This is a genomic window from Cellulomonas sp. Root137, from assembly GCF_001426725.1.
Classification (GTDB): Bacteria; Actinomycetota; Actinomycetes; order Actinomycetales; family Cellulomonadaceae; genus Cellulomonas.
Genome location: NZ_LMFG01000001.1, coordinates 2,179,403 through 2,199,943, shown reverse-complemented (window position 1 = coordinate 2,199,943; position 20,541 = coordinate 2,179,403). Strand labels below are relative to the sequence as shown.

Here is a 20,541-nt window from a genome sequence, read left to right as displayed (position 1 = left end):
TCTCTCATGACGTGCCCTTCGGGCGTCGGCTCCGGCGGTCTCTCAGGGAGGCGGTGGACACGCGCGCCCGCATGCGCCGGCGCCATCCCACGCTGTGCGTCATCGCCTCGACGGTCTCGTGGACGTCGGTCCAGTAGGCGGTCGCGTGCGCTCCGCTCGGCTCGCCGTCGCTGAACACCGCGTGATCGGCGGTCCGTGCGAGCGCGCCCACGCGCGCCGCGACGAGCGCACCGCCGGGCGCGTCCGCGAAGGACGCCGCGAGGGTGCGCGCCGACTCGTTGCGCGTGGCCAGGGAGCCGGCGGGCCGGCGCAGGTCGCGGGCCGTGTCCAGCACCTCGTCCCAGCCGCCGGCCACGCGGACCACCGGGTCCGGGCTGCGGCGCCGCCGCCGTCGTCGGCGGGCCTTGAGCGCGACGATGACCAGCAGCGGCGCGGCCAGGACCAGCAGCGGGACCGCGACGATGCCCGCGACGCGCGCGATCCGCCACAGGAGCGCGTTGCCGTCGTCCTCGGCGTCGGGGTCGTCCGTCTGCGGCTGCTCGGTGTCCTCGTCGGGCGGGGTCACCGCGGCCGGCGGGGGCGGCGGCGGCTGCACCACCTGCGGGTTGGGCTCCGACGGCTTCTCCTGGTCCTCTTCCTGGGGCGTCTGCTCCGGGGGCGGCGTCGGGTCGAACGGCACCCAGCCGTACCCCTGGAACGCGACCTCGACCCAGGCCTGGACGTCGTTGCCGGTGATCTCGACGGGCCCCTCGGGCGCCCCGTCCTCGGGGATGAACCCCAGGACGACCCGCGCCGGCAGGCCCATCTCCCGCGCCATCAGCGCCATCGCCGCGGCGTACTGCTCACCGTCGCCCACCATGAGGTCGCCGCCGAGCAGCGTGGTGATCCGGTCGGCTCCGTGGCCGGACAGCGACTCCGTGCCCGACACGTCGACCCCGTGACTGAAAAACCCCTGCTCGGAGAGCCACGTGGCGAGCGCCGAGCTGATCTGCACCGGGTTGCCGGCGTCGCGCGCCACGTCCGCCGCGGTCGCGGCGACGATGTCGGGCACGCCGGCGAGCGGCGGCTGCGCGACGTCGGACTCGGGCGAGCTGCCGACCTCGGTGTCGTCGGGCTCGCGCGGCACCACCACGTCGACGCCGTACTCGAGCCCCTCGCGGAGCCCGCCGGTGAGCACCGCGGCACCCGTCGCGTCGTTGTACCGCAGCGCGCCCGCGTCGTCAGGGTCGGCGAGCTCGATCGACGTGGCCTGGCCGACGGTCGGGAGCCAGACGCCTCCCAGCGAGCCGATCGCGATGTCGACGTGCGCCCGGTCGCCGCGCACGTTCGTCTCGATCTCGGCGCCGACCCGACGGAACTCGCCCGACGCCTGCGCGGACCCGTCGCCCGCGACGTTCCACACCACACCGTCGTAGCGGTCCATCGTGGCCAGCCGGACGCGGGCGCTCTCCGGCAGGCCGGTGACCGTGAACAGGACCGCGTCGGCGTCCTCCTTGACGAACTCGCGGAAGGCCGACAGCGGGCTCGGGTAGTCCCGCGGGTCGAACGGCGGCACCAGCTCGTCGCGCACCACGAGCCGCTCTGTCCCCCCGGCCACCAGCGGTGCGCCGAGCACGCCCGCCCCCACGGCGACCGCCGTCAGCACGCCGGTCGCCACGATGCGCCGCGCACGCAGGAGCCCCGCCCGCCACGAGGCCCACGGCAGCAGCACGAGCACGAGGACCAGGCCCGTGACCAGCGGGGCGACCGTGGGGCGGCGCGTGCCCAGGACGATCACGGCGATCGTCACCACGACCGGCACGACGGCCGCCGAGGCCGCCGCGGCACCCGTGCGGGCCCGCAGCGCGACGGACACGGCGATCGCCGACCCCACGAGCGCCAGGACGTACATCGCGACCAGGAGCGTGCCGTCGGTCCCGATCGGCGGCTGGAGCGTCAGGACCTGCTTCCACGTCGACGCGGCGGCGCGCGTCAGGTCGAGCGCCGTCTGCGGGGTCGGCACCACCCCGGCGACCGTCGTGCCGGGAGCGGCGAGCGCGCCACCGGCCAGCACGTACACGACGAGGAGCACGGCGACGACGGTGATCGCGGACCACCCGCGGACCGCCCCCAGCGCCGCGACAGCCGTGCCCAGCAGGAGGCCGCCGACGAGCGCGGGCAGTGCGGTGAGGCCGCCGTACACCTCGAGCAGGGGCACCAGGGCGAGAGCCAGGGTGCCGACGAGGCACAGGACGTCGACGACCGCGCGGCCGACAGGGCGAGGGGTCACGCGGTCACCCGCCGGAGCAGGCGCGGCAGGTCGTCGAGCCGACCGATCGTCGCGAGGCTGAGCGAGCCCTGCGTGCGCACCGACACCTCGGCACCCCGCTCGCAGCGCACGACCACGGTCCGCGTACCGGTGGGAACGTGCCGGGCGCCGAGCCGCAGGTCGGCGTCGCCGGGCACCGAGCCGGTCACGAGCATCGCGACGGAGGCCTCCGGCGCCTCCCGGACGACGCGGCGTCCCAGGAGCGTCACGCCCGCGCCACCGCTCGCCAGCACGATCCCCGAGCAGTCGTCGAGCAGCAGCGGCGGCGTCTCCACCCGGAGCCTGCCCGGTCCGGCGAGCACGACCAGGTCGCGCTCCTCCCGGATCGTCTGCACGCCCACCGACGCCAGGACGGAGACCGCCAGCTCGAGCTCGTCGTCGTCCGCGTAGTCGCGCGGGTCCGTGGCCAGGGCGAGCGCGGTCGTCGTCCGACGGGTGTCCTCGAACTGCTTGACCATGAGGCTGCCGCGGCGCGCCGTCGTCCGCCAGTGGATGTACCGCCGGTCGTCGCCCGCCACGTAGTCGCGCAGGGCGTGGAAGGACAGGTCCGAGTCGGACAGGTCCCGCGTCGACTGGCCCTCGAGGTCGCGCAGCAGCCCGGAGCTGGCCCCCGCCAGCGACACGAGCAGCGGGTGGACGAACAGCTCCACCGGCCGCGTCCAGCGCACGCTGCGGCGGACCAGCCCGAACGGGTCGCCGCGAACGGAGCGGACCGGTCCGACGACGATGACCGCGCGCCGGGCCGTCGGGATCGCGAACAGGTCGTCGTGGGCGTGGTCCGGGCCCAGCGCGGGCACGGCGAACTCGGCGACCGCGGAGCCCACGGGGAGCTCGACGCGGGACGGGAGGGACGGACGACGGGCGATGTTGCGCACCTCGACCCGCCCGAGGGCCCGCTCCCCCACCTTCACGCGGCGGTCGGCCATGTCGAGCGTGACGGCGTAGCGGGCCCGCCCGGCGGTCATGAGCAGGGACACGACGAGCACGGCGGTCAGCGCGGCGCCGACCGTCGCGAGCTCCAGCCACCCGAACCACCTGCCCAGCACGAGGCCGAGGACGGCGACGACCGCCACCCCCCACCCCACCGGCGAGACCCGCAGACCCACGATCAGACCGCCCGCAGCGCCGGCGGTGCCGTCGTCTCGAGGATCCGGGCGAGGATCTCGATGGCCGTGACGCCCGCGAACTCCGCCTCGGTGTCGAGCAGCAGGCGGTGCGCCAGCACGGGCTGCGCGAGGTCCTTCACGTCGTCGGGGATCACGTACTCACGGCCCGCTGCCGCCGCCCACACCTTGGCGGTGCGCACGAGCGCGAGGCCGCCGCGCACGCTGGCGCCGATCGCCGTCTGCGAGTCGTCGCGGGTGGCCTCCGTCAGGCGGGCGACGTAGTCGAGCACCACGTCGTCGATGTGCACGGTCTGCGCGAGGTCCGCCATGGTGCCGACGGCCTGCGTGGTGATCCGCGGGGTGAGGTTGGTGGTGCGGTCCTTGGCGCCGGCGAGGATCTCGATCGTGGACGCGCGGTCCGGGTACCCCAGCGAGGTCTTGATGAGGAACCGGTCCAGCTGCGCCTCCGGCAGGCGGTAGGTGCCGGCCTGTTCGATCGGGTTCTGCGTCGCGATCACCATGAACGGCCGGCCCACCGGGTGCGTCACGCCGTCGACGGTGATGTGCCCCTCCTCCATCACCTCGAGGAGTGCTGCCTGCGTCTTGGGCGAGGCGCGGTTGATCTCGTCCGCCAGCACCACCGACGCGAAGATCGGTCCCGGGTGGAACTCGAACCGGTGCGTGCTCTGGTCGTAGATGGTCACGCCAGTGACGTCCGACGGCAGCAGGTCCGGCGTGAACTGGATGCGGTGGTGGCTGCCCTGCACGGTCGCGGCGAGCGCCTTGGCGAGTGACGTCTTTCCGGTGCCCGGCGCGTCCTCGAGCAGCAGGTGGCCCTCCGCGACCATGGCGGTGAGCGCCAGGCGGACCGTGTGCTCCTTGCCGAGCAGCGCGAGACCGACGTTGGCGACCAGCGCGTCGAACGTCTCGGCGAACCAGATGCTCTGCTCGGGGGTCATCGGGTGGTACTCCTCAGGTGTCGGGGCTCGGGGCCCGGCGGGAACAGGTGTGTCATGGGGTGGCGCCGACAGTGAACGAGGCCGAGGCCTCGGGCCCGGTGCCGCGGAAGTTGGTCGCGGTGACGACGACGGTCACCACGTCGCCCGTCGTCGTCGGGCCGACGCGGTCGAGGCGCTCCTCGTACGGCGAGCCGGTGGTCGTCTCGCACCGTTGAGGGCCGCCGTTGATGCTGAAGCACAGCCGGTAGGAGTCGATCCCGATCCCGCCGTCGGTCGGCGCCCCCCACGCCACGACGGCGCGCGTGGGTGCGACCGGGTCGTCCGGGGTCATCGTGAGACCGGTCACCGCGCCCGGCGCCTGGCCCCAGGCCACGTCCGCGGAGCCCACGCCCTCGGTCCAGCCGATGCCGGTGCTGGCTCTGACGGTCGCGGTCACCCGTGCGCCTCGGAAGGGCAGGTTCCAGCCCGAGACGTCCACGGGCTGCGTGCGGCCGGAGAACGACCCGGCCACCCTGTCACCGCGGTCGCTGGTCAGCACCCACGTGTACGTGACCGCGCCACCACCACCGTCGGAGACGTCGCTCCGGGTGATCGTGATCTCGGTGGGCCGCCCGCCCGTCGCGTTGTCGGTCACGGCGACCGAGACGTCCGGCCGACCTGGCGCGGTCGTCGCCCGCGCGGACGCGGCGGCGCTCCAGCCGCTGGAACCCGCCCCGTTCACGGAACGCACCTGGTACGTGTACGTCGCGCCACCGGTGAGGTTCTCGAACGTGTACGAGGTCCGGTTGCCCACGTCGAGCTCTCCCCCGTCGGGCAGCCGGATGACGTACGCCTGGATCGGGGTGCCGTTGTCGTCGGCACCGGACCAGCGCAGGTCGATCCGCCCTGCGCCGACGACGGGGGTGGCCGTCACAGAGGTGGGCGCGGTGGGGAGCCCGAAGGTCGACGCCGTGGTGGTCCCGGCCTCGCCCCAGCCCACCTTGTTCCGCGCCCGCACCGAGACGCGGTACGGGTACTTGGTCTGGGCCTGCTCGAACGTCATCTGCTGCGTGCCGGCCGCCTGCGGGAAGGTGCCGCCGTTGGGCCCGTCCACCACCACCTCGTACTGCGCGACCGCGTCGCCGTTGTCCGCCGGCGCCGTCCACGTGATCGCGATCACCCGGCCGAGCGTCGAGTCGGTCGGCGTCGCGGTCACCTCCGGGGCGTCGGGGGCGCGGGCGGGGACCATCGGCTGCGACGACGCCGACCACGCGCTCGGCTCCGGCGCGCGGTTGTGGGCGCGCACGCGGACCGAGTAGGCGGTCCCGTTCCTCAGTCCGCTGAACGTGTAGCTGGTCGTCGCGGAGGAGACCGAGGCCGGACCGGCGGGCGGGGCGGGCGAGATCTCGAGCGTGTAGCTGCTCACGGGCGACCCGGCGGAGGGCGGCGCCGTCCAGGTGGCGCGGACGGAGCCGTCACCGAACTCGAGCGTCGGCGCGGCGGGTGCGTCGGGGACCGCGTCGGGCCGGGCCGTCGCGGACGGCGGGCTGGGCTCCGACCAGTCGACGGCGTTCTGCGCGGCGACCGTGAATGTGTACTCCACGTCGTTGGTGAGGTTGTCGATGGTGCAGGTGGTGCTCGCGCACTGCCGGACGATGTTCCCCGGGCTCGCCACGACGCGGTACCCGGTGATCACGGCGCCGCGGTTGTCCGGCGCGTCCCACGAGAGGACGACCGTGCGGTCCCGCACCTCGCCGACCCGCGGTGCCGTCGGCGTGGCAGGCTTCCCGCGGACGATGACGACGATGCGGCCCTCGACCTCCCTGTCCGGGTCGCCGGTGACGTCCCGGACGCGGAACCGCGTGACCATCTGGCCGATGAAGCCCTCGGCGGGCCGCACGCTCACGGTGCTCGACGACGACCCGGCCGTGCCGGCACCCGGCGTCTCGACGGACGCACCGACGACGGTCATCGGCGAGTCCGGGAACGGGTTGAACGCGCCCGCGAGCACGTCGACCGTGGTCTGCCGGCCCTCCACGCCGTCCTCGATGGTGTGCGTCAGGAGCCGGACCGTGGGCCGGGTGCTCGCGATGACCCGGACGTCGATCGTCGCGTCGAACGACCCGGCCCTGCCGTACCCGATGCGCACCGGCAGCTGTTCGGTGGTGCCCTTCTGGGTGGTCTCGTCGGCCGCGATGCTGAGGATGCCGTTGGTGATGCCGCCGGTGAAGCCGACGGGGACCGCGGAGGTGAGCGTGTAGGAGTACCGGCCGTCGGTCGGGCTGGCGCCCTCGGGTCCGGTGGTGAACGCGCGCAGGTCCACCGCGACGGCGGCCTCCCCGGGCGCGACGTCGATGACGGACGGCGCGAACGTCGGAGGGTGGTCGTCGACGGCGTAGACCGTGATCTGCAGGGTGATGACCGAGGTCCGCGCGGACGTGTCTCCAGGGCCGGACGAGTCCGTGACGGGCACGGTGATCGACGCCGGGCCGGCGTACCCGGGCGCCGAGGTGAACCGGAGGGTCTTCAGGTCCACGACGGGGTCGGACTGGTCCGACCGGACGGCCGTGACGCCGAGCGGGTCGGCGATGGTCGCCTCGCGGCCGGGGGCCACCTGCACCTGCTCGCCCAGCGGGATCGTCAGGGTCTCACCGGAGGCGACCCGGAGCTCGGGCGCCTTGGGCCGGGGCGTGGGCGGGAAGAAGCCGAGGGCCGGCACGGTGATGAACGCGTACGAGGAGGCGGTGCCGGCGGGCGCCGTGGTGTTGGTGAGCAGGTACGGGATCGTCTGGGCGTGGTCGACGAGGGTCACGACGACGTTGCCCCGCTCGGTCACCCGCGCCACGTCCGCCTGCGATCCGGGGACCGACACCCGCAGGTCGCTCAGCGGGCCGCTGGGGTTCTGCGCGACCGCGAGGACGTCGACCGAGACCTCCGTGCGACCGAGGGTGTCCAGCGCGGGGACGACGACGTCGCGGGCGATCGGCGGCAGCACCGGGGCGTCGTCGGCGACTGTCACGGTCAGCACCGCCGTGTCCCGCCCGCCGCGCTCGTTGGTGGCCGTGTACGCGATCTGCAGGACCGTGGGGGCGTCCGGCGCCTGGACGACGATCCGGCGGCCCTGCACCTCCGCACCGGTGTCGGCGGGCTCGAGGTCTCGTTCGAGCGACAGCTCGCCGCCGCTCGAGTCCACGTCGTTGGCCAGCACCCGCACCTCGACGCGCTGGCCGGGCCGGACGGTCACCGCGTCGTCGCGTGCCACGACGGGCGCCGCGCCGGTCGGACGCGGGCTGATGCCGACCCGCACGGTCGCGACCGCGCGCTGCCCCACCCAGTCCTCGACCGCGTAGGTGAACTCGTCGGTGCCGAGCTCGTCGGACAGGGCCGTGTACTCGAGCCAGTCCGGCCCGACCGCCGTGATCGACCCGCGGACGGGCGCCATGGCGGCGCCGAGGAGCGTCACGCCGTCGCCGTCGGGATCGATGCCGACCAGCGGGACGGGGATGCGGACCGTGTCGCCCTGGAACACGCGCGCGACCAGGTCGAGCGGTCGCGGCGGGGCCTTCGTGCTCGCGTCCGACTCGTGCACCCGGACCGTGACGGTCGCTGCGGTGACGTTGCCGGTCGCGTCCTGCACCGCGAACGTCGCGTGCGCGGTGAGCGCGGTCGCCGGGGCCTGGTACCGGAGCACGTCTCCCGAGACGAACAGGAGGCCTTCGCCCTCACCGAGCGGCTCCGCCAGCTCCGTCAGCAGCGTGAGGCGGTCCCCGTCCGGGTCGGAGGCCTTCTCGAGCACCGGGATCGTCACGACGCCGCCCGTCCGGACGCTCACCTCGACGTTGGGCACGACCGGCGGCTGGGAGACCGTCGACGGCGGGATCGGGTGCACCACGATCTCGCCCGTCGCGGTGCCCTGTCCGTTGGAGATCAGGTAGCGCAGCGCCACCGGTCCGTCGAGGGTGCGGTCGGACCGGATCTGGACCAGGTGGTGCTCCAGGACCGCGACGCTCAGGCCCGACCCGTCGGGCACCTCGACCGACTGGAGCACGAGCACCTTGCCCGCGGGGTCGCTGTCGTTCTCCAGCGGGTCGATCGTCACCTCGCCGCCCGCGGGGAGGAAGGCCTTGTCCCTGACCGCCACCGGCGGCTCGGGGGTCTCCGGCCAGGCGCGGACGTCGATCCGGGCCAGCCCCGTGGCCTGCTGCGGAGGCGCCGAGACGAGGAACTGCACGTAGTAGCTTCCCGGCCGGGCCGAGCTGAACGTGAACGTCCCCCCCTGCAGGTCACTGGTGATCGTGGCGCCGACGACGTCGTCCACACCCGCCAGCCGCGCAGGCTCGGCCGACGAGCTGCGCACCGCGTCGAGCGGGTGGAGGGTCACGGGCTGGTCCACGTACGTCACCGCGTGCACCGGGTCGATCTGCGGCGGCAGCGAGCCCGCCGGGCGCACGTCGACGTCGAGGGTGCCCTCGGTGGTCGTCGTGCCGTCGGACACCAGGAGGGTCACCGTGGTCCGGCCCAGCTGGGTGCCGTCGGCCTTGAACGTCACCGAGCCGTCCTGCCGGAAGCGCACCGAGCCCGACGTCGGGTCGGAGGTCGCCCCGACCAGCAGCAGGTCGTCGCCGTCGGGGTCGGTGAAGTCGGCGAGCGCCTGATGGTCCGCCTGGCCGCCCTGCTCGACCTGCAGCGCCCCGGTCCGCAGCTGCACCGGGGCCGAGTCGGTGGCGGCGTCGTGGACCGTGAGCAGCACCGTCGCGGTCGACGGCGCCGTGGTGCCCTGGCCGTCGGTGATCGTGTACGTCAGCTGCGCCGATCCCGTCGCGCCCGCGGCGACGGCCACCTGCAGGGCGCGACCACCGTGGATCGCCTCGATGCGGCCGAACTCCGCGGGCAGCGGGTCGAACTCCGAGACGACGAGGATGCCGCAGTCGGCGGACGAGTCGTTGTCGATGACCGGCAGGATCGTCGTCCGGCCGGCTCGCACGCCGAACTCGTCGTCCGCAGCCGTGGGCGGCGTCGGCTCGGTGGAGCACTCCGTCACGAGGTCCTGGGTGGTGTCGGAGGTCTCGGTCTCCTCCTGCGCCTCGTCGGGCTGCTCCTCGGGCTCCACCTGCGTCCAGTCCGGCACGCGCAGGTCGGTGTCCTGCAGGGGCATCCACAGGCGACCCCGCAGCGTGTCGTTGAGCACCACGACCTGGCGGTTCACCCGGAACGCGAGGACGTCCGCGCTCGACATGCCTTCGAGGTTGCTGACCTCCGCCTCCCCGCCCTCGCACAGCTGGACGTAGGAGCCGACCGGTGAGGCCCAGGCGCCGTGGGCGCACCGGCCCACCTGCACCGGGGCCGCGGGCAGGCCCGACCCGTCGGTCTCGTGCGCGACCGCGTCGCCGCCGCCGAGCGGCACCTCCAGCAGCGCCGTGCGGCTGGCCACCAGCGCGCGCGACGACTGCGGCCCGGCGAGCTGGAGGGTCAGGTCGTCGCCGTCGAGCTCGGTCGTGCCCTCCAGCGTGCGGACGGTGGAACCCGACAGGACCACCGGCTCGTCGCCGACGGCGGTGAAGGCGTCCACGGGGCCGGCGCCGACCTCACCCAGCGCGGACACGCGCGGGGTGCCGTCGACGAGGTCGATCCGGCTCACGGCACCGTTCTCGGGGGCGACCGCGAGCACCGCGCCGCTGCGCGCGACCACGACCGCTCCGCCCTCACCGAGCTCGACGTCCGGGGTGTCGGTGGCGATCCGGAGCGACTCCAGCCCGGCGATCGATCGCACGAAGGCGTTCCCGTCGCCGTCGACGACGGCGACCACTCCCGCCGCCATCGACACGTCTGCGCCCGGCACGGCGACCTGCGTGGTGAGCGTGACGGACGCGGGGTCGACGACCGCGAGCGAGCCCGGCTCGACGAGCAGCACGTCGCCGGCGTCCTGCAGCACGTCGAACGTGCTCCCCGACGCGGCCAGCCCGCCGTTGAGCTCCTCGACCTGCGCGTTGTAGCGGCCGAGCTGCAGCTTGCTCGTCGCGGTGAGCCAGACGCCCCCGTCGTTGAGCTCCAGCCGGGCCAGCGGGAAGCCCTGGTCGAACAGCGCGAGCACGAGGACGAGCACGGGGACGGTGACGACCGCCGCCGCCGTCGTCGCCCGCCCACGCATCGATGCCCACCTCACGGTGCGCACACCTGGGCGGGGTCGGCCGAGACCCGGCGGTCCGCGCGCACGATCGCCACCTCGACGCAGACCTGCCCCGCCGCCTGGTCCGCCGGGACGGTCGCCATGGCGGCGTCGACCAGCGCGGGGTCGGGCTCGCCCGTCACCTGCAGCACGCTCCAGAGGTACTGGTCGCCGACCTGCGGGTCGGGGTTCTCCCAGGTGAACACGACCGAGCCGTCCCCCTGGCGCGTGCCCTGCAGCCCGGCGGGAGCCGGGACGGCGTCTGCGATCCGGGTGGGGTCCGTGCCCTGCGAGAAGTCCGACGTCGCCGACGGGCCGTCGTCGGGAGCCCCGCGCAGCGCCACGGCGCCGATCGCAACCACCGCCGCCAGCACGACGACCCCGGACGCGATGCCCGCCACCAGGCGCGCCCGACCTCGCTGCTCGGTCTCGACCTGCTCGACGACCTGCGGCTCGGGCGGCGCGACGAACACCGGACCCGGGCGCACCGGCGCGGGCTCGGGAGCCACGGCGGTGACCCCGCGCATCCGCGTCGGCTCGTCCGCCCCGGGTGCGGCCACCGGGGCGGACGGCGCCTGCGGTGCCACGCTCACGATCGAGCGCAATCGCGTCGCGTCCTCCCGGCCACCGTCCGGGGACTCCGTCGGCTGCTCACGGTCCTGGACGGGGTCGGGCTCGTCGGTCAGGTCCAGCGGCGTGATCGGCAGGCGCAGGTCCGCCTCGACCTGCTGCAGCGCTCGCGCGACCGCCGCCGCGGACGCGAACCGGCGTGCCGGGTGCTTGGCCATCGCGCGCTCGAGGACGTCCTGCAGGCCCCAGGGCACGTCGACCCGACCGGTGGGGGGCAGCGGCGTCCGCTCGATGCGGGAGACCAGCTGCTGCGCGGTGTTCTGCCCCCCGGGCACCTCGAACGGGGTGCGGCCCGCGAGCAGCGAGTAGATCGTGGCGGCCAGCGAGTACACGTCCGAGCGCTCGTCGCCGGTCGGGTGCTCGCCGAGCAGCTCGGGGGGCGACCACGGGATCGACATGCCGACCGTGGCGCCGGCGCCGTGGCCGGTCGTCGCGGCGATGCCGAAGTCGGTCAGCGCCGGCCATCCGAAGTCGGTGGTGAGCACGTTCGCCGGCTTGATGTCGCGGTGCAGGATGCCCGCCCGGTGCGCGGTCTCGACCGCCGACGCCAGCCGGATGCCGATCCGCAGCGCCTCGGCCACCGAGATCCGCTCCTGCCGGTACCGCTCGGCCAGACCGGGCCGCGAGCAGTACTCCATGACGAGGAACGGGCGGCCGTCCGCGGCGATGGCCGCGTGGTAGATCGTGACGATCGAGGGGTGGTGCGACAGCTGGGCCATGAGGTTGGCCTCCTGCTGGAACCGCGCGCGCACCTCGTCGTCCAGGCTGCCGGCCAGCAGCACCTTGACCGCCACCTCACGCCGCGGGAGCTCCTGCTGGTACAGGAAGACGTCCGCGAAGCCCCCGAGGCCGAGGACCCGGAGGTACTCGTAGCCCGGCAGGCGAGGCGGCGTCGATGCTTCGCGGCGTGCGGTCACGAACCCCGCTCCACCGAGAACGTCACGCCGTCTCCGAGGTCGACGACCTCGTCGACGCCGACGACGCTGGGCTCCCCCGGGTGCAGCCGGCGCGCACCCTCTCCGGCGCGCGCGACGTGGATGCCGTTGGTCGAGTCGAGGTCGGTGACGACGACGTGGTCGCCCTCCACCCGGACCTCGGCGTGCGTGCGAGAGATGTCCTGCTGCGGGCTCGGCACGGTGATGAGCCGCGGCAGCTCGCGGTTGGTGACCCGGGCGACCTGCGGGGCACGCCCCAGCAGGACGGCACGGTCGAGCGGGACGACGAGACCCGTGGACAGGACCAGTCGTGCCGCGACGGGCGCCGGCTCGGGCACCCGGAACGGCCCGGGGACCTCGTCGGACGCCCAGGACGGCAGCTGGTCCCGGATCTCGGCGAGGTCGGTGGACAGGATCGTCAGGCCGTCGTGGTCGTCGAGGGACGCGCCGCCGACGGCGACGGGAGTCCCCGCAGCCGCGCTCGGCGTCGGCGTCGCGAGGAACGACTCCGCCTCGGCGACGACGCCGGCGGGGTCGGTGTGCTCCTCGTCCTGCCTGGTCAGGGGCGCGAGCTCGACCTGCGTGGGCTCGTCCCACACGACGGCGTCGATGATCTCGGTCGCGGCCGCGTGGGCGTCGACCGCGGGGACGGCCTGCGGCTCGTCGTCGGCCGCCTGGTCGAGCACGGGCAGCGGGTCCTCGGCGACAGGCTCGGCCACGGCCGGCTCGTCGACCGCGGGGGTGTCGGTGTGCGCCTCGGCCTCGACGACGGGCTCGACCTCGGCCGCGACCGGCTCCGGCTCCAGCACCGCGGCCGGTTCCGTGGTCGGCTCCACGGACCGCGGGGCGGCGTCGGTGCGCGCGGTCAGCCCGACGTGCACCCGAGCGGCACGGACGACCCCGTCGGCGAGCGGGAGGCTGTCCGCACCGGCCGTCGCACCGTCCACCTGCACGACCACGTCGGCCACGCCCTCGAGCACACGCTCGGTCCACGTGCTCACCTCACCCGAGCGCCACACGTCCTGCCGGCCGCCCACCTCGACGACCACCTCGACGTCGCCGCGCAGCGCCGCGTGCACGCGCTGCCCGTCGACGGACACCACGGCGAACGGCGGGAGCCCCCCGAACCCGTCGCGGGCGAGCAGGGCGAGCGCGGAGAACACGCCCTCCCCGGCGTCCTGCCAGAGCGCGCGGACGGTCGACTCGGCCGCACCGGGGCCGAGCAGCGCCACGAAGCCGGGGCGCACGACGGCCGTCCAGGTGCCGGCGGTGTACTCGGGCACGCTCATGACGGCATCTCCTCGTTCGATGTGGCCTCGTTCGATGTGGCCGTGTCCGGGGTGGGCGCCTCCGGGCGGACGCGCGGGATCGGCTGGGTCGCCGAGCGCGACCGACGCGGGACCGTGACGCCGTTGAGCATCTCGTCCCAGACGTGGGTCCCCAGGTCCGCCCCGGTGCGGGGCACGGTGATGTGGACGTCGTCGTGGGCGCCGGACGCGGTGGCGACGTCGACGACGACCGCGCTGACGTTGTCCCGCGCGCCGTGCTCGAGCGCCAGCCGGACCAGGAGCGCCGCGGCGTCCTGCGGGTCGCCCGTCTCGGCGAGGACGCGCGCGAGGTCCTCGTCGCCCACCTCGCGCGTGAGGCCGTCCGTGCAGATGAGGAGCCGGTCGTGCAGCCCGGCGGGCAGCAGCCAGTACTCGGGCTCCGGCGGGTCACCGGTGCCGAGAGCGCGCGTCAGGACGTGCCGGTCCGGGTGCGTCGCGGCCTCGGCCGGGTCGATCTCGCCGAGGTCCAGCAGCTCCTGGACCACCGAGTGGTCCACGCTCACCTGCTCCAGCTCGTCGGCGGACCACAGGTACACGCGCGAGTCGCCGACGTTGAACACGAGCCAGTACGACCCGCCGTCGTGCTCCGTCACGGCCACCCCGGCGACGGTGGTGCCACCCTGACGTCCGCCGGTGAACTCGGTGCGGATCCGCGCGGCCGTCCGGTCGAAGCACGCGTGCACGTCGTCGGCGGTGGCCGCAGCCTGTCCGGCGAGCTGGGCGAACTCCTCGACGGCGATCCTGCTCGCCAGGTCGCCCGCGTCGTGCCCACCCATGCCGTCCGCGACGAGGAACACCGGCGGGTAGGCGAGCAGAGCGTCCTCGTTGACCTCACGGACCAGGCCGCGATCGGTCGCCGACCCCCACGACGTGCGCACGTGACCCCCTCGTCCTCCGGTCGGCCCCGACGGGTGCCCGTTCAGATCATCGGCGCACATCGTGCCCCACGTGAGCGCCTTGCACACAACTTCGACCGATTTGTGGTCAGATCCCCAGCTGGAAGACGCCCCAGTAGGCCAGGACCACGAGCAGCACGACCGAGCCGATCACCCCTGCCCACAGGATCGCGGTCCGCACCACGCCCGGCGCCGGGTGCCCGCCGTCGTGCCGGACCCGGCGGCAGCGCCGCAGCAGCAGGACGCCGACGACGACCACCACGATGCCCAGCACCCGCACGGCCACCCAGCCGCCCTGCACCACGAGGTCGTTCCGCTCGTAGTCGAGCGCGAGCCGGGCGACCGCGACGATGTACCAGACGAGGCCGACGACCGTGAGGATCGCGCCGAGCCCGAGGGCGAGCAGCAGCGGGAGCACCCCGGGCGCGAACCGGGGTCCGGCAGCCGTCGCGACCGCGCCACGCTGCCGCCGCACCCGGTCCGTCGCCTCCTCGACCGCGCGTGCGACCAGCAGCGCCAGCGGCCCGAGCACGATGAGGGCGACGGCGGCCAGCGCCAGCGCCAGGACGACGTCGCCGTCCCCCAGCCACCGCGGCTCCGGGACCGGGGCCGCGACGTACGTCTGCACCGGTTGGGCCCCCGCGATGCGCGGCGGAGTGTCGCCGGTGCCGGGCAGACCGAGCACCCAGCCCTCGAGGTCTCGCAGGAACACCGCGTCCACGTCGCCGTCGACGCGGATGCCGTGGTTGGCGCCCTCGTAGTAGCGCACCGTGACGTCGTCGTTCCCGGCGACCGCAGTGTCCCGCAGGATCTGCTCGGCGCCCTGGATCGTGGGCATCGAGGCGTCGCCGGTGCCGTAGACGACGAACACCGGCTGCGTCATCTCCCGCTGGTACGGCGTCACGTCGAAGTCGGCGTACTCGAAACCGCCCCCGGGCAGGGACATGCCGACCGCCCGCGGGATCGCCCGGAAGACGCCGTGCGGCACCCCCGTGTTGCGCAGGTACGCGTCCACGGCGAACGCTGCCTGCTCCCGCGGCGGCACCACCGGCGAGGACACCAGCACGACAAACGCGATCGTCGGGTCCTGCGCGGCCATGATCGGGGCGATCCAGCCACCCTCGCTCTCGGCGTAGATGCCCACGCCGTCGGGGTCGACCCCCGGGTACGACTGCAGCACCGCGACCGAGGCGTCGTAGTCCGCCGCCATCAGCACGTAGTCGCGGTGGCGCGTGGTGTACGTGTCGAGCCGCTTGTTGGGCACCATTGCGACGATCCCCGACGCGGCCAGCGCGTGCGCCTGCTCGAGGAACGCGGTGTCGTAGCGGCCGGTCCCCGCGCCGTGCACGAACACGACCCCGCGCTTGGGGCCGTCGACCCCGACCGGTTCGCTGATCTGCGCGTCGATCGTGGCGCCGTCGAGCTGCACGGTCACCACGCTGGTCCGGACGTCGTAGGTCTGCACGGGCGCGGCGTCGCCGATCGCCGTCGACGTCGTCGCGACGGTCAGCGGGTCGGCCAGCGGGACCGGGTCCCACTGGGGGCCCATGACGGCACCCAGGATCGCCAGGACCACGATGCCCAGCGCCGTGCTCGCCAGCAGGCGGTACGACCGGCCGACCTTGCGGTCGACCGGTGCGTCGGTGCGCGGCTCAGTGCGCTCGTCCGAGCTCAGCATGGTCAGAAGCCCAGCTTGCCGAGCTGCTTGGGGTCACGCTGCCAGTCCTTGGCCACCTTGACGTGCAGGTCCAGGTACACCCGCGCGCCGAGCAGCGCCTCGATCCCCCGGCGCGCCTGGCTGCCGACGTCGCGCAGCCGGGCCCCGCCCTTGCCGATGATGATGGCCTTCTGGCTGTCCCGCTCCACGAACAGGTGCACCCGCACGTCCAGCATCGGCACACCGTTCGCGGCCGGCTCGTCGCGCGCCACGATCTCGTCGACCACCACGGCCAGCGAGTGCGGCAGCTCGTCGCGCACGCCCTCGAGCGCCGCCTCCCGGACCAGCTCCGCGACCATGACGGCCTCGGGCTCGTCGGTCAGCTCGCCCTCGGCGTACAGCGGGGTGCCCTCCGGCAGGTGCCCGATCAGCACGTTCTCCAGCACGTCCACGTTGTACCCCGAGGTGGCCGAGACGGGCACGATGTCGGCCCACTCCCCCAGCGCCTGCACGGCCATCAGGTGCTCGGCGAGCTTGCCCTTGCCCACGAGGTCGGCCTTGGTGACCACGGCGACGACGGGGGTGCCGCGGCCGTCGCGGGCGAGCTCGCTCATCTGCTCGGCGATGAACCGGTCGCCGGGGCCCACGCGCTGGTCGGCTGGCAGGCAGAAGCCGACCACGTCGACCTCGGTGAGCGTGTCCTTGACCAGGGCGTTGAGGCGCTCGCCCAGCAGCGTCCGCGGGCGGTGCAGCCCGGGGGTGTCGACGAGGATCAGCTGCGCGTCCGGGCGGTGCACGATGCCGCGGACGGTGTGGCGCGTCGTCTGCGGTCGGCCGGACGTGATGGCGACCTTCTGGCCGACCAGCGCGTTGGTCAGCGTCGACTTGCCGGCGTTCGGGCGCCCGACGAAGCAGGCGAACCCGGAGTGGAAGGTGGTCATCGGGTGGCTCCGTGGGTGTCGGTCGGGGCGCGGCCCGGGGTGGGGGTGTCGGCGTCGACGACGCTGGCCAGCACGGTCGCGAGCCGGCGGCGCCGGCCCTCGACCCGCTCGGCGACGAGGTGCAGTCCGTGGATGTCGCCGGCGGAGCCGGGCAGCGGCACCTTGCCGAGCGCCTTGGCGAGCAGGCCGCCCGCGGTGTCGACGTCCTCGTCGTCCACCTCGAGGTCGAACAGCTCGCCCAGCTCGTCCCGGCCGAGCCGTGCGGGGACGCGGAACACGCCGTCTCCGAGGTCCTCCACGACGGGCGCCGTCGGGTCGTGCTCGTCGGTCAGCTCGCCGACGATCTCCTCGATCGCGTCCTCGATGGTCACCAGACCGGCGATGCCGCCGTACTCGTCGACCACCATGGCCATGTGCGACGAGCCGTCCTGGAGCTCGCGCAGCAGCTCGTCGACCGGCTTCGACTCCGGCACGAAGACCGCCGGGCGTGCCAGCGACGACGCCGGGGCGTTGAGCATCGCCTCCTGCTCGCGGCGGTCCGACCCGCCCACGGGCCCGATCGGGAGGCGACCGACGACGTCCTTGAGGTAGAGCACCCCGCGCAGGTCGTCCACCGAGTCGCCGACCAGCGGCACCCGGGAGAAGCCGGACCGCAGCAGCAGGGCGAGCGCCTTGCGCAGCGGCGTGTCGGCCGAGGCGGTGACCATGTCCGTGCGGGGCACCATGACCTCGCGGGTGAGGGTGTCGCCCAGCTCGAGCACCGAGCGGAACATCTCCCGCTCCTCGTCCTCGATCACGTCCGACTCGCTCACGCGCTGCACCATGTCGCGCAGCTCGCTCTCCTCGGCGGCGGCCGACGACGCACCCGGTCGACCGACGGCGCCCAGCCGGCCGGCGACCGCCGTCACGGCCACCAGCACGTGGGACAGCCGGGTGAGCGTGGGGACGGGGTGCTGTCGACCGATGGTCCGGGGGCTCGCCCGCACCAGCAGGAACGCCACGAGCCCGCACACCGCGACCGAGACCAGCAGCACCGCCCACCACGCCAGACCGGCCGCGGCGACCACCAGCGCGATGCACACGGTGGCGGTCATCTCCGCGATCAGCCGCACGAACGCCGCTGCTGACGCGACCTGGGCGGGGTGCTCGGTGAGCGCCCGCACGCGGCCGGCGGCGGGGTGGCGCTCGGCCAGGAGCTCGGTCACCGCGGCACGCGAGATGCGCACGACCGCCACCTCGCCCGCGGAGAGCGCTGCGGCGGCGGCGAAGCCGAGCACGGCCACGACGACGAGCAGCGCGGCGGGGATGTCCGTCATCGCGAGGCCAGGAACGTCAGCAGCAGCCGGCGCTGGAGCGCGAACATCTCCTTCTCCTCCTCCGGCTCCGCGTGGTCGTACCCGAGCAGGTGCAGGATCCCGTGCGTGGTCAGGAGCAGGAGCTCCTCCGCGGTCGAGTGGCCCGCCGCGCGCGCCTGCTGCGCCGCGACCTCCGGGCACAGGACGACGTCGCCGAGCAGCCCCGCGGGCGTCGGGTCACCCTCGCGGCCGGGCCGGAGCTCGTCCATGGGGAACGACAGCACGTCCGTGGGACCGGGCTCGTCCATCCACTTCACGTGCAGGTCCGTCATCACGTCGGTGCCGACCAGCAGGATCGACACGTCCGTCTGCGGGTGCACGTGCATCTCGTCGAGCACGTACCGCGCCAGGGCGGCGAACTCCGCCTCGTCGACGTCGTACCCGGACTCGTTGTTCACCTCGACGCTCACGGCCGCCTCAGCTCCTGTCCCAGCGCGCGTACGCGTCGATGATGTCGCTGACCAGGCGGTGCCGGACCACGTCCGACGACGTCAGCCGGCAGAACGAGACGTCCTCGACCCCGGAGAGGATCTGCTCGACGACGCGCAGGCCGGACGTCTGCGACGACGGCAGGTCGACCTGCGTGATGTCCCCGGTGACGACGACCTTGGACCCGAACCCGAGCCGCGTGAGGAACATCTTCATCTGCTCGACCGAGGTGTTCTGCGCCTCGTCGAGGATGATGAACGCGTCGTTCAGGGTGCGCCCGCGCATGTACGCCAGCGGAGCCACCTCGATGGTCCCGGCCTCCATGAGCCGCGGGATGGACTCGGCGTCCACCATGTCGTGCAGCGCGTCGTACAGCGGGCGCAGGTACGGGTCGATCTTGTCCGACAGGCTGCCCGGCAGGAAGCCCAGGCGCTCGCCCGCCTCGACGGCCGGTCGCGTGAGGATGATGCGGTGCACCTTGCGGTCCTGCAGGGCCTGCACGGCCTTGGCCATGGCCAGGTACGTCTTGCCGGTGCCCGCCGGTCCGATGCCGAACGTCACGGTGTGCCGGTCGATCGCGTCGACGTAGTCCTTCTGCCCCGACGTCTTGGCGCGGATGGTCCGCCCGCGGCCGGTGAGGATGTTGAACGACAGCACGTCCGCCGGGCGGGCGGCCGACGCCGCGGTGAGCATCGCGACCGAGCGGGTCACGACGTCGGGGGTGAGCGGCGTGCCACCCGCCGCCATCTCGACCAGCTCGTCGACGAGCCGCGACACGAGGGCCACGTCGCCGACCGGGCCGGCGAGGCGCACCTCGTTGCCGCGGACGTGGATGTCGACGGTGGTGAACCCGGACTCGATGGTGCGCAGCACCTCGTCCCTCAGCCCGAGCAGCTCGACCATCGAGACCTCGGACGGGACGCTGATCCGGTGCTCGACGCGCGCGGGTGCGCCGGAGGGACGCGCTGCGGATGTGGACTCGGCCATGTGCTCGGCGGGCGCCGTGCGCTCCTTAGGTCGGTGCGGGTGCGAAGAACGTCCTCAGTCTACGAGGCTGTGCCCACAGCATTCCCCGCGAGGGCGGATCAGCTCCAGCGACCCAGCCGCTCGGCGAGTACAGCGAGGGCGACCGGGCCGGCCGTCGATGTCCGCAGCACGTGCGGACCGAGGCGCACGGCGCGCGCTCCGGCGTCGACGAGACGGCCCAGCTCGCCGTCGCCGATGCCGCCCTCGGGGCCGACGACGACCAGGCACTCGCCCGCGTCGGGAAGCGGCGTGGCGGCGATCGGCTCCGTGGCCTCCTCGTGCAGCACGAGCACGACGCCGCCGGCCGCGACCACGGCGCGCACGCGGTCGACGAGCCCCCGTGCGTCGAGCGCGACCTCGACCGCGGGCACCCGCGCTCGTCGCGACTGCTTCGCGGCGGCCCGGACGGTGCCCAGCCAGCGGGCCCGGCTCTTCGCGGCACGCTCGCCGCGCCAGACGACGATCGACCGCTCCGCCTGCCACGGCACCACGGCGTCGACCCCCACCTCGGTGGCTGCCTCGATCGCCATCTCGTCGCGGTCCCCCTTGGCGAGGGCCTGCACGAGCACCAGCGCGACCGCGGGCGCGGGCTCGACGACGCGCTGCTGCACGTGCACGAGCACGCCCTCGGCGGTCACCTCGCCGACCACGCCGACGAGCCGGACACCGGAACCGTCGACCACGTCGACCCGCTCCCCCGGGCTGCGGCGCTGGACGACCCCGGCGTGGCGACCCTCGGTGCCGTCGAGCAGGTACGTGGCGCCGTCGGCCACGGCGTCCAGCGATCCGGGCTCGGCCAGGAACACGGGCGCGCTCATGACGCGGC

13 protein-coding genes are annotated in these 20,541 nt (G+C 74.2%); all 13 read right to left on the bottom strand.

What is annotated here, in order from left to right:
- Window positions 1-4 precede the first annotated feature (4 nt).
- The 13 genes from ASD18_RS10340 to ASD18_RS10280 all read right to left on the bottom strand — a co-directional run bounded on the left by ASD18_RS10340 (window position 5) and on the right by ASD18_RS10280 (window position 20,533).
- Entirely contained in the window at window positions 5-2,269 is a 2,265-nt protein-coding gene (locus ASD18_RS10340) for a transglutaminase domain-containing protein (protein WP_082573749.1), read from the bottom strand.
- Window positions 2,266-3,414, bottom strand: a complete 1,149-nt coding sequence (locus tag ASD18_RS10335; RefSeq protein WP_056090236.1) for a DUF58 domain-containing protein — start codon at window positions 3,412-3,414, stop codon at window positions 2,266-2,268. Before ASD18_RS10335 ends, ASD18_RS10340 begins: the two co-directional genes overlap by 4 nt.
- A gap of 2 nt (window positions 3,415-3,416) precedes the next feature.
- Window positions 3,417-4,373 carry a MoxR family ATPase gene (locus ASD18_RS10330; protein ID WP_056090234.1) on the bottom strand — a complete coding sequence of 319 codons (957 nt, stop codon included), beginning with the start codon at window positions 4,371-4,373 and terminating at the stop codon, window positions 3,417-3,419.
- A gap of 52 nt (window positions 4,374-4,425) precedes the next feature.
- The gene (locus ASD18_RS10325; protein ID WP_082573747.1) at window positions 4,426-10,500 is read right to left on the bottom strand and encodes a fibronectin type III domain-containing protein; all 6,075 of its coding nucleotides are present in this window, start codon (window positions 10,498-10,500) and stop codon (window positions 4,426-4,428) included.
- Between the two features lie 11 nt (window positions 10,501-10,511).
- Window positions 10,512-12,065, bottom strand: a complete 1,554-nt coding sequence (locus ASD18_RS10320; protein WP_056090230.1) for a serine/threonine-protein kinase — start codon at window positions 12,063-12,065, stop codon at window positions 10,512-10,514.
- Window positions 12,062-13,372: an FHA domain-containing protein gene (locus tag ASD18_RS10315; RefSeq protein ID WP_056090227.1), complete on the bottom strand. Its 1,311-nt coding sequence runs from the start codon at window positions 13,370-13,372 to the stop codon at window positions 12,062-12,064. Before ASD18_RS10315 ends, ASD18_RS10320 begins: the two co-directional genes overlap by 4 nt.
- Window positions 13,369-14,289: a PP2C family serine/threonine-protein phosphatase gene (locus tag ASD18_RS10310; protein WP_056090223.1), complete on the bottom strand. Its 921-nt coding sequence runs from the start codon at window positions 14,287-14,289 to the stop codon at window positions 13,369-13,371. Before ASD18_RS10310 ends, ASD18_RS10315 begins: the two co-directional genes overlap by 4 nt.
- A gap of 106 nt (window positions 14,290-14,395) precedes the next feature.
- On the bottom strand, window positions 14,396-15,985 hold the full coding sequence (locus ASD18_RS10305) for a S9 family peptidase (RefSeq protein WP_082573745.1): 1,590 nt from the start codon (window positions 15,983-15,985) through the stop codon (window positions 14,396-14,398).
- A gap of 2 nt (window positions 15,986-15,987) precedes the next feature.
- Complete coding sequence (gene era / locus ASD18_RS10300) at window positions 15,988-16,905, bottom strand: GTPase Era (RefSeq protein ID WP_056090219.1); 918 nt, start codon at window positions 16,903-16,905, stop codon at window positions 15,988-15,990.
- Window positions 16,902-18,221, bottom strand: coding sequence for a hemolysin family protein (locus ASD18_RS10295; protein WP_056090216.1), 1,320 nt, complete (start codon window positions 18,219-18,221; stop codon window positions 16,902-16,904). Before ASD18_RS10295 ends, era begins: the two co-directional genes overlap by 4 nt.
- Entirely contained in the window at window positions 18,218-18,670 is a 453-nt protein-coding gene (ybeY, locus tag ASD18_RS10290; RefSeq protein WP_056090211.1) for an rRNA maturation RNase YbeY, read from the bottom strand. The genes ASD18_RS10295 and ybeY overlap by 4 nt, the downstream gene beginning before the upstream one ends.
- Window positions 18,671-18,677: 7 nt before the next feature.
- Window positions 18,678-19,676 carry a PhoH family protein gene (locus ASD18_RS10285; RefSeq protein WP_056090210.1) on the bottom strand — a complete coding sequence of 333 codons (999 nt, stop codon included), beginning with the start codon at window positions 19,674-19,676 and terminating at the stop codon, window positions 18,678-18,680.
- A gap of 98 nt (window positions 19,677-19,774) precedes the next feature.
- Window positions 19,775-20,533, bottom strand: a complete 759-nt coding sequence (locus tag ASD18_RS10280) for a 16S rRNA (uracil(1498)-N(3))-methyltransferase (protein WP_056090207.1) — start codon at window positions 20,531-20,533, stop codon at window positions 19,775-19,777.
- Window positions 20,534-20,541: the final 8 nt, after the last annotated feature.

Excerpts from the sequence above, each read along its gene's own strand:
- ASD18_RS10330 (WP_056090234.1), bottom strand. The coding sequence starts at position 4,373 with ATGACCCCCGAGCAGAGCATCTGGTTCGCCGAGACGTTCGACGCGCTG.
- ASD18_RS10325 (WP_082573747.1), bottom strand. The coding sequence starts at position 10,500 with ATGCGTGGGCGGGCGACGACGGCGGCGGCGGTCGTCACCGTCCCCGTG.
- ASD18_RS10315 (WP_056090227.1), bottom strand. The coding sequence starts at position 13,372 with ATGAGCGTGCCCGAGTACACCGCCGGCACCTGGACGGCCGTCGTGCGC.
- ASD18_RS10305 (WP_082573745.1), bottom strand. The coding sequence starts at position 15,985 with ATGCTGAGCTCGGACGAGCGCACTGAGCCGCGCACCGACGCACCGGTC.
- era (WP_056090219.1), bottom strand. The coding sequence starts at position 16,905 with ATGACCACCTTCCACTCCGGGTTCGCCTGCTTCGTCGGGCGCCCGAAC.
- ASD18_RS10295 (WP_056090216.1), bottom strand. The coding sequence starts at position 18,221 with ATGACGGACATCCCCGCCGCGCTGCTCGTCGTCGTGGCCGTGCTCGGC.
- ASD18_RS10285 (WP_056090210.1), bottom strand. The coding sequence starts at position 19,676 with ATGGCCGAGTCCACATCCGCAGCGCGTCCCTCCGGCGCACCCGCGCGC.
- ASD18_RS10280 (WP_056090207.1), bottom strand. The coding sequence starts at position 20,533 with ATGAGCGCGCCCGTGTTCCTGGCCGAGCCCGGATCGCTGGACGCCGTG.